Raw genomic sequence first — 13,449 nt, 5'->3', positions numbered from 1 at the left:
GAGAAATCTTTGAATCCCATGGTTTTCCAACATATTATTGTTCGTTATACCAACTATAGTGGTAAGTACCTTCTTTATCAACACGTTGATACGTATGTGCTCCAAAGTAATCTCTTTGCGCTTGGATCAGATTTGCTGGTAAGCGTTCTGAACGATAAGAGTCATAATAAGCAATAGCTGAAGCAAATGTTGGAACTGGAACGCCTGCTTGAACAGCGATCGATACAACATCACGAACAGATTGTTGATATTTTTTTGTAATATCAATAAAGTACTCGTCTAATAGTAGGTTTTCGATTGTTGGATTTTTATCGTACGCATCTGTAATTTTTTGTAAAAACTGAGCACGGATGATACAACCTGCACGCCAGATTTTAGCGATTTCACCAAATGGTAAGTCCCACTCATAATCTTCTGAAGCGACACGTAATTGAGCAAATCCCTGTGCGTAGCTCATGATCTTACTAAAGTAAAGTGCTTCACGAATTTTTTCGATCAACTCTTTTTTATCACCTTGATAAGCAGGAGCTTCAGGCTTAGCTAACACTTTACTTGCTTTCACACGTTCATCTTTATAAGCGGAGATGAAACGGGCGAAAACAGATTCAGTAATCAACGGTAGCGGAACACCTAAATCTAACGCACTTTGGCTTGTCCATTTACCTGTTCCTTTATTACCGGCAGCATCCATGATGACATCAACGATTGGTTTACCAGTTCCTTCATCGTCTTTGCGTGTTAAGATATCTGCTGTGATTTCTACAAGATAACTATCTAATTCTCCTTGATTCCATTCTTTGAAAATCTCAGCCATCTCATCTACAGAGACACCAAGAATATTTTTCATTAAATCATAAGACTCAGCAATCAATTGCATATCACCGTATTCGATTCCGTTATGCACCATTTTAACATAATGACCAGCACCATTTGGGCCAATGTATGTTACACATGGTTCGCCATCTTCTGCTTTAGCTGAAATTTTTTCTAAAATCGGAGCTACTAATTCATAGGCTTCTTTTTGACCGCCAGGCATGATTGAAGGACCTTTTAGCGCACCTTCTTCACCACCGGAAACACCAGTCCCGATAAAGTTGATCCCTGAATTAGCCAATTCTTCATTTCTACGAATCGTATCTTTAAAGAATGTATTCCCACCGTCAATCAAAATATCGCCTTTGTCTAGATGTGGTAATAACTCTTGAATCGTCGCATCGGTTGCAAAACCTGCTTGAACCATCAACATAATACGACGTGGTTTTTCAATAGAGTCTACAAACTCTTCAATTGTATAAGTCGCTTTAAAATTTTTATCCGGATGCTCTTCAACGACATCCGTTGTTTTTGAACCTGTACGATTAAATAGAGCTACTGAGTATCCTCTACTTTCAATGTTTAAGGCTAAATTTTTTCCCATTACGGCCATTCCGACTACGCCAAATTGTTGTTTTGTCATCTTGTATCCTCCCACTATCTTTGAAAAGAAATTCATTAGAATTTTCTTATAATCTACATCATTATAACGTAGAATGCTTGATATGAAAACAAAATAGTTCGATTAATTTAATTTATTCCTGTTTATTTTTTTAAATTTGGACAATTACATAGGATTGTCCAGCAAATCCGTTCTTCTTAATAAAAATAAATCCCTTAGGCTCCATGGTTAGCCTAAGGGATTTTAACATTTTCAAAAAAATGTTTTATGCTTCTTTAGAGATTACGTCTTTACCATCGTAATGACCACATGCTGGACATACGTGATGGCTTTTTCTCATTTCACCACAGTTTGAACATGCATTCAAACCTTTGATAGTTAATTTGTAATGAGTACGGCGTTTGCCCTTTTTAGCTTTTGAAGTTCTTCTAGCTGGTACTGCCATTGGTGTTCCACCTCCTTGTAAAGATGTGTGCATAAAATGCACGATATATTCCAATCCTACTGCTTATCGTCTTCGTCAGATGTTTCACTGAACAATTCGGATAATTTAGCAAGACGAGGATCCATTGTTTGTTGTGCTTCTTCTTGTCTTTTCTGTTCATAGTCTTCTTCCGACAGAACTTCCCAGTCATTGCCTTTGGGCATATCTTGACTTGTTTGCTCTTCTTCTGATAATACTTGAATTGGAATAGACAAAAGAATGTTATCTTCGACTGACTCATCTAAATCGATCGTTGGTTTCTCCAACAAGATGATTTCTTCATCTGCCAAACGTTCATCTCTTTGCTGATATTGTTCAGGAGTCATAAATACCTCATCAACATCAATTACAAGTGTAAGAGGAACAGGTGTTAAAGAACGTGAAGATGGAACTGTTACAATAACATCGATTTTATAGTGAAGCAAGTACTCTTCTTTCCCTACAGCTAGTATCCCGGTTGCTTTGACGGGACTAACATCTAGAATCAGATTATCTCTTTTCATCAAAGATGCTTTTAAATCAAGTGTCTCTGAAAATTCACAGGGTTCGTCTTTGTATTTGTTTAGTTCTAGTAAAGACCATTTCATATTCATCACCTCATAACGCAACAAAAGCAATTATACAAGGGTTTGAAAGCTTTGTCAATGAAATTTTCTTGACAGTGTTTTCTTCTTTCAATTTTTTTCAACTACTACTATTCTATTCTCCGATCTTAGTGGTAAAATAAAGCAAAGGAGGAGTTAGTATGAAAGCTTTTGAGTTTACAGATGTCTCATTTATTCGGGATAAAAAGATGTTGTTAAATAACGTAAATTGGTCAGTTCAAACATCCGAAAATTGGGCTATCCTTGGATTGAACGGTGCTGGTAAAACACTGCTTTTGCAATTGATCTGTGGGTATTTATGGCCAACCAAAGGACGCTTGGTGGTTTTAGATCAAGTGTTTGGTCAGGCCTCGATCCCCGCATTACAGCGAAGAATTGGTTGGGTCAGCACTGCTTTGCAATATCGGATGAAGAACTGGGAGACAGCCGAAAAAATTGTTCTATCTGGCAAATTCGCCAGTATCGGTATTTATCAGAACTACACTTTTGAAGAACTGGAGCAAGCAAAAACGATTTTAAGAAATGCCGGTGGTGAATCGCTTATCGGGAAAAAATACGAAGTTTTATCTCAGGGAGAACGACAACTGGTATTAATTTCAAGAGCCTTAATGACTAACCCAGAATTGTTGATTCTAGATGAACCTTGTAATGGCTTAGATTTATTTGCTAGAGAAAAACTCTTATCTCAAATCCAGAAAATTGCTGAACAAGAAAATCACCCTACACTACTTTATGTTACACACCACACTGAAGAAATTCTGCCGTGTTTTGATCATTTGATGCTGTTAAAAGATGGCGAAATTTTTGCAAATGGAACACAATCTGAACTCTTTAATGAAGAAAAGTTCGCAGCTTTTTACGCTGAACCGATTCAAATCATCCCATTAAAAGATGAACGTTTTGCTGTTTATCCTAAATAACAATGTTGATCAAAAAAAGTTAGAGTCCTGCTCTAACTTTTTTGTCACTCTATTCTAAGTACCTGCTTCTACTGAGTTCTAACATCTTTTTCTTCAGTCTGTTTAAATGTTTGGATTGCTGTTAAGAATTTTTCTCCGTATTTATCCAATTTATTCTGCCCTACTCCTTTTACTTGCAGTAATTGAATTGAGTTTTTAGGGATTTTTTCACACATTTCTTTCAATGTACTATCTGAGAAAATTAGGTATGGTGGCACACCCGCATCTTGCGCTAAATCCATCCGTAATTCCCTTAACGTTTCAAAGAGCCCATCATTCACAACAACTTTGCGAACGCGTTGATCTTCTTTTCTAAACACTGTCTGTTGGCCTAATAAGACTTTAACCCCAGTTGGCGAAACAGATAACAATGGATATTGCCCATCTGAAGGATTTAAATATCTTTCTGCTGTTAGATAATCGATCAATTGATTTACTTCTTTTTGTGTTCTATCCTTCATCAAACCATACGTAGGCAAACGATGAAAATGCCACTGATCGATTTTTTGATCCTTAGAACCAGTCAGTACTTTTCCAACTAACCCCTTACCAAACTTTTCGCCCATTCGTTTCACACAAGAAAGAACTTTTTGAACATCCACTGTGATATCTACCAATTCACGCTCGTCTAAACAATTAGAACAGCGACCACAATCAGAGCCTTTCTCACCAAAATAACGTAAAATAAATTTCTGTAGACACATTTGAGCATTTGCATATTGAGACATTTCTCTTAATTTCATGTATTCCTTTTGTTTATAATCGATCGTCATTTCTGATTGATCGATAAAGAATTGCTGAATTTGAAGATCTTGTGGTGCATAGAGTAATACAGCATCACTTGGAAGTCCATCACGTCCTGCACGCCCAGCTTCTTGATAATAAGACTCAATATTCCCAGGTATTTGCGCATGAATCACGAATCGGACATTACTCTTATTGATTCCCATACCAAACGCATTCGTCGCAACCATCACTTGAAGTTTATCGAATAAAAATTCTTCTTGATTGTGATTTCGCTCCTTTTCATTCATCCCACCATGATACATACCCACAGCAATTTTTTTACTTTGAAGTAAATGATAGATTCGTTCAACTTCTTTCCGAGTACTTGCATAAACAATACCTGATTGTCCTTGATTCAACTTTAAATATTCTAAAAGGAACACATCTCGATTTTGGTCTTTAACAACTTGAAAGGATAGATTTTCTCGAGCAAAACCAGTCTGTATCTGATTATCTTTTGGAATGTGTAATTGTTTAAGGATATCTTCTGCTACTTGGGGTGTCGCAGTGGCCGTAAGTGCAATGACTGAAGGCTGCTGTTGGAATTGTTCAATAATCTCAGCTAAGCGTAAATAACTTGGACGAAAATCGTGTCCCCATTGAGAAATACAGTGCGCTTCATCTACCGCTAATAAATCGATTGGTACATGTAATAATAATTGCTGAAAATCAAATGACTCTAGTCGTTCAGGTGCTATATACAATAGTTTCACCTCACGATTAACAGCCATTTGAACTCGTTTATTCATTTCCTGCTGTGAAATCGTACTGTTAATGAATGTAGCTGGAATCCCCATCATATTCAAAGCATCAACCTGATCTTTCATTAAAGAAATCAAAGGTGAAATCACTAATGTTAGATTTTCTAATACGAGTGCTGGTAATTGGTAACAAATCGACTTACCACCACCTGTCGGCATAATACCTAAAACATTTTCTTTATGTAAAACATGATTGATGATGTCTTCTTGTCCTTGACGAAATTCGTCGTATCCAAATTTTTCCTTTAGTAAGTCTTTGATGTCAATCATGAAATTCTCTCCGTTCTTTGTGTCTGGTTGTTATTTTAGCATGCACTATAGGTCAATTCAAGAAAGGATTTTCCCGTTCGTGAAACAATTTGCGCCATGTGAAACACAGTATCTTTTTTATTAAAAGTCAAAACCCTGGTTTATCAAAGTTCCTACAATAGGATACGCATTTTTTATAATGATTCATCAAAAGTTATCCACAAAAAATAGGACAAAACTTATTAAGTTCTGTCCCATCTTTTTAAACTCGATTATATCATCGTAGTTTATTCGACTATTTTTTCTTTTTACTTGCTTTTTCACGTTCGTTTTTGTTAAGAATTTGTTTTCTCAAACGAATACTTTCTGGTGTTACTTCACAATATTCATCTTCATTTAAGAATTCTAAAGATTCTTCTAATGTAAGGATTTTTGCTTTTTTGATGACAGATGTTTGATCTTTGTTGGCAGAACGAACGTTAGTCATTTGTTTTGCTCTTGTGATATTTACGGTTAAGTCATTGTCACGGTTATTTTCACCAATGATCATTCCTTCGTAAACGTCAGTTGTAGGCTCTACAAAGACAGTTCCACGTTCTTCAATACTCATAATACTATAAGTTGTTGCTTTACCTGTATCGATTGAAACAAGTGCACCTTGACGGCGTCCGCCAATTGTTCCTTGAATCATTGGTAGATATTGATCAAATGTGTGGTGCATGATACCGTATCCGCGAGTCATTGATAGGAATTCAGTTGTATAACCGATCAGACCACGAGCTGGTGCTAAGAAGATCAAACGAATCTGACCATTACCAGTATGGATCATATCTTGCATTTCACCTTTACGTAAGCTTAATGATTCAATAACACTACCCATGTATTCTTCAGGAGTATCGATTTGAACACGCTCAAACGGTTCGCATTTTACGCCTTCAATTTCACGTTCGATAACTTCAGGACGAGAAACTTGTAATTCATAGCCTTCACGACGCATATTTTCAATCAGGATTGATAAATGCAATTCGCCACGACCAGATACGGTCCATGAATCTGGTCCAATTGGTTCTACAAGTAATGATACGTCTGTTTGTAATTCTGCCATTAAACGTTCTTCAATTTTACGAGAAGTTACGTATTTACCTTCACGACCAGCAAATGGAGAGTTATTTACTAAGAATGTCATTTGTAATGTTGGTTCATCAATGTGTAGGATTGGTAGAGCTTCTTGGTGTGCTACGTCAGCAACAGTTTCACCAACGAAGATATCTTCCATACCAGAAACGGCAATTAAATCGCCAGCTTTTGCTTCATTGATTTCAACACGTTGTAATCCAAAGAAACCAAATATTTTAGTAACACGGAAGTTTTTCACGCTACCATCTAATTTCATCAAGGCAACTTGGTCGCCCACTTTCATTGTCCCACGGAACACACGGCCGATACCTATACGTCCAACATAATCATTGTAGTCTAATAATGATACTTGGAATTGTAATGGTTCATCTGAATTATCAACTGGTGCTGGTACGTGTTCAATGATTTGGTCAAAAATTGGTGCCATTGTTGGTTCTTGGTCTTCTGGGTTATCAGAATTGCTTGAAGTTCCGTTCAAAGCTGATGCATAAATAACTGGGAAATCCAATTGATCATCATCCGCACCTAATTCGATAAATAATTCTAAGACTTCATCAACAACGTGTTCTGGACGCGCTGAAGGTTTATCAATTTTATTTACAACAACGATTGGTGTTACTTTTTGTTCCAATGCTTTTTTCAATACGAAACGAGTTTGAGGCATTGTTCCTTCATAGGCATCAACAACTAAAACTACGCCATCCACCATTTTCATGATACGCTCAACTTCACCACCGAAGTCCGCGTGTCCAGGTGTATCTAAAATGTTGATACGAGTACCTTTGTAATCAACTGCAGTATTTTTAGCTAAAATCGTGATTCCACGTTCGCTTTCAATCGCATTTGAATCCATCGCGCGTTCTTGTAATTGTGTGTGTCCATCTAAAGTATCTGATTGTTTTAAAAGTTCATCTACTAATGTTGTTTTACCATGATCGACGTGGGCGATGATTGCCACGTTTCTAATATCTTCTCTGTATTTCAATGTAATTGCTCCTTATCCTTTTGCCTTACGTCACTTGTTCATTAAATCCGACTTTTTATTATACCAAATTTTTTTCATGAAATATAGTCTAAAGCTTTCAAAAGTTGTGAAAACTTCATATTTTATTGCCTTTTTTTGAAAAAATAACACATTTACTGAAAAAAAGCAATGTTTTCTGTTGAAATATCAGCTTTTTTCTTTGACATGCTGAAGAACTAGTTTCTATTTATGAATAAATTTTTCTTGAATTTGAGTATACGCTGTAGGGGTTGCTGCTAAAAAATATTCACGCTTGTCAAATGCTAAGGGTTCTCCTTCTATATTAGAGTACTTAAAACCAAACTCGTTTATCAATACCAATCCTGCTGCATAATCCCATGGACTCAGGTTAGAAATATACCCAATATGATTGCCTTTAAGCATAGCAATAAGTTCAACTCCCGCACATCCACTCACTCTGATCCCCATACATGCATGACCGATTTCTCCAGCAGAGTAGATATTTTTACGATACATATAGGCATTCATTCCAATTAAGCCTTCTGACAAAGCGACATCTTTAGGCTGTGGCAATTTCCGATCATTCAGGAAAACACCGTAATTTTTTCCACCCCAATACAATTCTTCTTTCATCACATCATAAATAAAACCCAATTGCCCAACGCCTTCTTCATAAACAGCGATCATGATACAAAAATTTTCTTGCTCCATCACAAAATTCATCGTACCATCGATTGGATCGATGATCCAAACCCGACCAGCAAATGAATCAATCGTATTAAATCCTTTTTCTTCAGCTAATATTCGATCATTAGGATAGTGCTGATTGATCTTCTTAATAAAAAATGATTGGATTTCTTCATCGATATTGGTGACTAAATCCGTTCTACCTGACTTTTGCGAAACGGTAAGTTTATTCGTCAGTCTCACACGAATATAACCTGCTGCTTCTGTTAACCATTCTTTGATTTCAATAATCATTTTTTCTGAAGTCAAATTAATCAGCTCCTAATTTTAATCTACCTGTATTTTGCTTTTTAGCTTGTTGGAGTGTTCGATAAAGGGAATAGCCAGATGCTTTTTGAAACTCATTGCCTAAACGCTTTTCTTCTCCGATACTTTTAACGACTTTTTTAAATTCTTTATACGTATTCAAAAAAGTTTGGGTATCGATCCCTGTTTCGTTTGCTTGTTCTACCGCTGACCACAGATTGGTAACGATCACCATTTCATCGGTTGTCCAATCTAAATCTAAAGGATACTGATAGTCTTTCATGCTTTCACCTCATCATCTAGTTTATCATAGGCTAATAATATTATTCTATAGTCTATCATTTTCTTTTTCTATTTTGCCAATTCGTCAAGATGGGTAAAAACAAAACACCCTTTTCGACTTCCACTTTTTGAGCAGAATAAATTCCAGCGTTCCCTGAGCACATATAGCTGATCAAACAAATCATAAAGAAAAAGAGTGCTGCCTCGCTACCGAACAACTCGATTCCCATAATAAAACAAGCAACCGGCGTATTTGTTGCGCCTGAAAAAACTCCAATAAAGCCCAATCCAGCCAAAAACGGGATCGATAAGTGTAAAATCACTGCTAAACTACTTCCTAATGTTGCGCCAATTTCAAACAATGGTGTTACTTCTCCACCTTGATAACCAGCCCCCAATGATAGCACTGTAAAAAAGAGCTTCCCAAGAAAATCAAACCAGTGACTCTCACCATTAAACGCGTCTTTTAACAACGGTAAGCTTAATCCAAGGTAACGCTGCGTCTGTAAAATAAAAACGGCTGCTACCACAATGATTCCTCCGACGAAATTTCGTAAAACAACATTCCCAAACCAGTTCGCATAGATTTTTTTAACTCGTACGATCGAACGACTAAATAGCCACCCAACTAAACCAAAACAAATGCCGGCAACCATTATTTTGATAAACAACATCAGAGACCAGTCTGGTATTTGCCCCATGCCATAATGTGTATGCGTTACGCCAAATGATTCCGTCACAAAATTTGCAAAGAAAGCTGCAAAAAAACTTGGGAAAAGCCCGTCTGATCTTAAGCGACCGATCATTAAAACTTCTAATCCGAAAATCGTCCCTGCTAAAGGGGTTCCAAAAACAGAGCTGAAACCTGCACTGATACCACTGATAATCACGATTTCTCGTTCAAGTTTATCTAGTCTAAAAAGTCGTCCGACTGCATCAGCCACCGTTCCGCCCATCTGCACTGCTGTTCCTTCACGTCCCACCGAACCGCCGAATAAATGGGTTGTGATCGTGCCAAACAACGTTAGTGGAATGAGGCGTAATGGAATGTTTTCTTGTTCACCATTGGCTTGATCGATCACAAGATTATTTCCTCTTACTGCATTTCCTCCAAATTTTTTATAAAGAAAGGCAAAAATAGCCCCACTGATTGGCAGTAGTAATAAAAGCCACGAATTATCCAGCCTGATTTGCGTCACAACATCTAAACTCTTCAGAAAAAAAGCAGATAACATACCCATTATTAGTCCGATTAACGAAGCAATCGTTAGCCATTTAACCATGTAAATGCTGATTTTTATTGGCATATTTAATTCACTTTTCACTCGATCACTCCTTAAAAAACACATCAACTACTCCATATTATCACTACTTAGAGCCGTGCTGGTCAATTATAACAATTTTTACGAAAAGAAACGAGAAAAAAATAAATTTTTGCTCTATAGAAAAGTGAAACAGACTCTTTTAAACTAAATATTGAAATCCCTTAATAAAGCACTTGCAAAACCTTAATATTGTGCTACTATAAATAGGAAATTTTCAATATTTTCACTCTATTTAGTTCATTATTTTAACTGTTGCTTTTGTAAAAAAATTGTAGAGAAAATCTACCATCGGATTATTCTCTCAAAATGAAAGGATGTTTTCATTGAAGGAATTAACACATGGTAATCCCGCAAAATTGATTTTTTTCTTTACGATTCCGTTATTGATCGGCAACATTTTCCAACAGTTTTATAATATGGCTGATATGATCATCGTTGGTCAAACCTTAGGGAAAGATGCTCTAGCAGCCGTTGGTTCGACTGGGAGTATTACTTTTTTGATTATTGGTTTTGCACAAGGATTAACTGCTGGTCTTTCCATTTTAACGTCACAACGTTTTGGCGGACAAGATTATCGTGGGGTAAAAAAGAGCTTTGCTACTGGAATCATCATTAGTGGGATCGTAACAGTTGTTTTGACCATCTTAAGTTTGGTATTTGTTCGCCCAATGCTACACCTTATGCAAACACCTTTAGAAATTATTGATGATGCTCAAACCTTTATATCCATTATTTTTATCGGAATCTTTGCTGCAATGGCATTTAATCTATTATCTAATGTGATTCGGGCCTTAGGAGATAGTCGAACACCTCTTTTATTTTTGATCATTGCAAGTATTATTAATGTTGTACTAGATTTGATTTTGATTCTTAATTTTCATATGGGGGTTGCGGGTGCTGGTATTGCAACTGTTACAGCTCAAATCGTGTCTAGTGTCTTATGTATAATCTATATTCGGTGGAAAATCCCCAATCTTCAATTACGAAAGAAAGATTTTTCTATTGATAAACATGAATTTCGAGCTCATTTAAATATTGCTTTACCTATGGCTTTTCAATCATCGATCATTGCGATTGGTGCGATTATTCTACAAGCCGCTTTAAATAGTTTAGGTACTGATGTGGTGGCTGCTCAAGCGGCTTCGGGCAAAATCGAACAATTTGCTACCCAACCAATGATGTCATTTGGCATCGCTATGGCCACTTTTACTGCCCAAAATTATGGCGCAAAAAAATACAAACGGATTTTACAAGGCGTCAATCAATGCCTTGTGATGAGTATTGGCTTTAGTATTCTGGCTGGCGGAATCGTGATTCTATTTGGTCAAAATTTGATGACTCTTTTCGTCAGCGCAAACGAAACAGAAGTGCTCAATCTTTCTCAGATTTATTTTAATGTCAACGGCAGTATGTACTGGTTGTTAGCGATCTTGTTTATTATTCGTTATACGTTGCAGGGTCTTGGACAAAGTGTGATTCCTACAATAGCTGGAATTATGGAATTGATCATGCGTTCATTTGCCTCGATTATTTTAACTGCTTCGTTAGGATTTGTCGGTGCTGCTTTAGCATCACCACTTGCTTGGGCTGGTTCTGTGATTGTGTTGCTTGCTTCTTACTTTAAGGCAATCAAGCGGTTGAAGAAATTAGAACATGAACAAATAATTGAAACACAATAGCTTTCGCATTAACTGAAATACGAAAAAAAAGTCGACCGATTCTCAAAAAGAAAATCGATCGACTTTTTTATTATACGGATTGTTTTCTAGGAAAGTATTGACGCCATTTCGCTTTCACCGAGTTCGTCATCGGCTCAGATGCTTCTTTGACCGCACAATATTTATCAACCATCGTAACAATATAGCTTTCTTTATATTTCGGCGGAGCAATCGTTGCCCCCCACATATGTTTGATAATAATATCACGTTCTAAGTCTGAAAGTTCTGTCAGTTTCTCAGCATTTTTCACTGCAATTCTTGGGTGCATATATGCATGAGATCCTTCGTCGAACTTTGTTGTACGCCAATCGTAATAGAACAAATCATGTAACAGTCCAGCTCGAGCCGTTGCTCTGGCATCACCATTCCATTTTTTAGCTAGTTTATAACTATAATAAGAAACGCTGATTGAATGATCTAAACGAGTTGAGTGAACATGCTGCGTGTAATTTCCTAAACGCTGTACTTCTTCCGTTTCCAACAAATCTTCCACATAAGACATATATTCTTGATCTTCACGCCATTTTTCAGTCATTAATTCTGGTTCCACCTTTTTAGAGACTAAAGTTTCTGTTTTTTTAACTTGATGAAAGTATAGCACCGTGATTTTGCAAATACTAGGATTTTTGAATTACGTAACTAAACTTTAATATTTCCTTTATAAATGGACAATTCTATTTTTCATTCTGATGTTTCGCAAATTCAGCTTTGATTTCTATAAAAGATTGAAATACCTGTAAAAATTGAAACAGCTGAGCACGATTTTCAAATTCTTCTCTTGTCTTCGGTAACTCTTTTTTTCGGTAAGCTTCATAAACTTGAGCAATTCTATCCAAAATATCTTGTCCATCATTATTTTCAGCAAAAGTTTCAGCAGTATATTGCAATAATTCTTGAATGTTTCCGACTTGTTCAGGTTCAACCGTGATTTTTTCCAAAGTCCGTAGCATGTCTTTCAAACTATTACTTTGTAAGCGTCGCATCGTAAAGTATTCGATATAATAATGATTCGAAGAAATCAGCTGATTTTCTGCATGATTTTTCGCCCAATTTTCTCCTGTTCGGATAAATGCTTTTAAGTCATTGCATTTTTCAAATAAGTTTCTTTCTTTAGTATGCTCGTTCAGATAGGCTGCCATATTATTCAATATTTTGCGAAACATCGTTTCAATCACTTCTTGATCTTCCTTCAATCGTTTTTCGGTATCCGGCATGTATAGATTCATGAGTAAAGCAAATCCAACACCAATCGTCATCAATAAAAATTCATTTCCAATGATTGACCAAGATAGGTCTTGTTCTACTAGGTATTGCGTCACTAACACAGAACTTACTACGATCCCATCAGAAAGTTTAAAATACACTGCTCCTGGAATAAATAAAAGCAAATAAACACCAAAAGCTAACGCATTAAACCCAAGAATAGAAAAGCAAAAATAGGCAATCGTTGTAGCTAATGCTAAAGAAAGTAGTCGATAAAGACCTGTTAACAAAGACGTTTTCTTCGTATTTGTGACGCTCAATACAGAAATAATCCCGGCAGATGCTGGATATAAAAGACCTAGGCTTCCTGCAACGATCATTGATAAGGTCGCACTCACTGCGGTTTTAATAGTTCGTAATCCAATTTTCATTTGACTGCTCCTCACAAAATGATTAATCTTTCGTTTTAATACTAGTAATTTTACCTCTATTTCGGTTATCATTAAATAGAAAACTGATTAAATGTT

The 13,449-nt window shown here is 36.4% G+C and carries 12 protein-coding genes; 2 read left to right on the top strand and 10 right to left on the bottom strand.

From position 1 onward, the window contains the following. Nucleotides 1-34: 34 nt before the first annotated feature. The 3 genes from gndA to IGL98_RS07775 all read right to left on the bottom strand — a co-directional run bounded on the left by gndA (nucleotide 35) and on the right by IGL98_RS07775 (nucleotide 2,506). Nucleotides 35-1,456 (bottom strand): NADP-dependent phosphogluconate dehydrogenase, encoded by a 1,422-nt coding sequence (gene gndA, locus IGL98_RS07785; protein ID WP_206843055.1) that lies wholly within the window; start codon nucleotides 1,454-1,456, stop codon nucleotides 35-37. Between the two features lie 244 nt (nucleotides 1,457-1,700). Next, complete coding sequence (rpmF, locus tag IGL98_RS07780) at nucleotides 1,701-1,880, bottom strand: 50S ribosomal protein L32 (protein WP_010763436.1); 180 nt, start codon at nucleotides 1,878-1,880, stop codon at nucleotides 1,701-1,703. Between the two features lie 56 nt (nucleotides 1,881-1,936). Continuing rightward, nucleotides 1,937-2,506 (bottom strand): YceD family protein, encoded by a 570-nt coding sequence (locus IGL98_RS07775; RefSeq protein ID WP_069646485.1) that lies wholly within the window; start codon nucleotides 2,504-2,506, stop codon nucleotides 1,937-1,939. 158 nt (nucleotides 2,507-2,664) lie between these two features. On the opposite strand from IGL98_RS07775, the gene IGL98_RS07770 reads away from it, so the two are divergent. Beyond that, the gene (locus IGL98_RS07770) at nucleotides 2,665-3,444 is read left to right on the top strand and encodes an ABC transporter ATP-binding protein (protein ID WP_206911766.1); all 780 of its coding nucleotides are present in this window, start codon (nucleotides 2,665-2,667) and stop codon (nucleotides 3,442-3,444) included. 68 nt (nucleotides 3,445-3,512) lie between these two features. Here the strand turns inward: IGL98_RS07770 and recQ are convergent, their stop codons facing one another. The 5 genes from recQ to IGL98_RS07745 all read right to left on the bottom strand — a co-directional run bounded on the left by recQ (nucleotide 3,513) and on the right by IGL98_RS07745 (nucleotide 9,983). After that, nucleotides 3,513-5,300, bottom strand: coding sequence for a DNA helicase RecQ (recQ, locus tag IGL98_RS07765; RefSeq protein ID WP_206843053.1), 1,788 nt, complete (start codon nucleotides 5,298-5,300; stop codon nucleotides 3,513-3,515). Between the two features lie 274 nt (nucleotides 5,301-5,574). Further along, nucleotides 5,575-7,401, bottom strand: a complete 1,827-nt coding sequence (gene typA, locus IGL98_RS07760; RefSeq protein WP_069646488.1) for a translational GTPase TypA — start codon at nucleotides 7,399-7,401, stop codon at nucleotides 5,575-5,577. A gap of 222 nt (nucleotides 7,402-7,623) precedes the next feature. Further along, entirely contained in the window at nucleotides 7,624-8,382 is a 759-nt protein-coding gene (locus tag IGL98_RS07755; protein WP_206911780.1) for an inositol monophosphatase family protein, read from the bottom strand. 16 nt (nucleotides 8,383-8,398) lie between these two features. Beyond that, the gene (locus tag IGL98_RS07750; protein ID WP_206843052.1) at nucleotides 8,399-8,677 is read right to left on the bottom strand and encodes a UPF0223 family protein; all 279 of its coding nucleotides are present in this window, start codon (nucleotides 8,675-8,677) and stop codon (nucleotides 8,399-8,401) included. A gap of 55 nt (nucleotides 8,678-8,732) precedes the next feature. Beyond that, nucleotides 8,733-9,983, bottom strand: a complete 1,251-nt coding sequence (locus tag IGL98_RS07745) for a voltage-gated chloride channel family protein (RefSeq protein ID WP_242590127.1) — start codon at nucleotides 9,981-9,983, stop codon at nucleotides 8,733-8,735. 341 nt (nucleotides 9,984-10,324) lie between these two features. Between IGL98_RS07745 and IGL98_RS07740 the strand changes: the two genes are divergently transcribed. Beyond that, a complete protein-coding gene (locus IGL98_RS07740; RefSeq protein WP_206843049.1) occupies nucleotides 10,325-11,680 on the top strand; it encodes an MATE family efflux transporter in 1,356 nt (451 codons plus the stop codon). A 70-nt stretch (nucleotides 11,681-11,750) separates the two neighbouring features. Here IGL98_RS07740 and IGL98_RS07735 read toward each other — a convergent pair whose 3' ends face one another. After that, nucleotides 11,751-12,254 carry an HD domain-containing protein gene (locus IGL98_RS07735; RefSeq protein ID WP_010771925.1) on the bottom strand — a complete coding sequence of 168 codons (504 nt, stop codon included), beginning with the start codon at nucleotides 12,252-12,254 and terminating at the stop codon, nucleotides 11,751-11,753. Between the two features lie 139 nt (nucleotides 12,255-12,393). Beyond that, nucleotides 12,394-13,353 (bottom strand): aromatic acid exporter family protein, encoded by a 960-nt coding sequence (locus tag IGL98_RS07730; RefSeq protein WP_206843048.1) that lies wholly within the window; start codon nucleotides 13,351-13,353, stop codon nucleotides 12,394-12,396. Nucleotides 13,354-13,449: the final 96 nt, after the last annotated feature.

Source organism: Enterococcus sp. DIV0840, from assembly GCF_050527835.1.
GTDB classification, from domain to species: Bacteria; Bacillota; Bacilli; order Lactobacillales; family Enterococcaceae; genus Enterococcus_L; species Enterococcus_L ureasiticus.
Note: the sequence above shows the minus strand (reverse complement) of the source record. Positions and strands in the feature narration are given on the sequence as shown.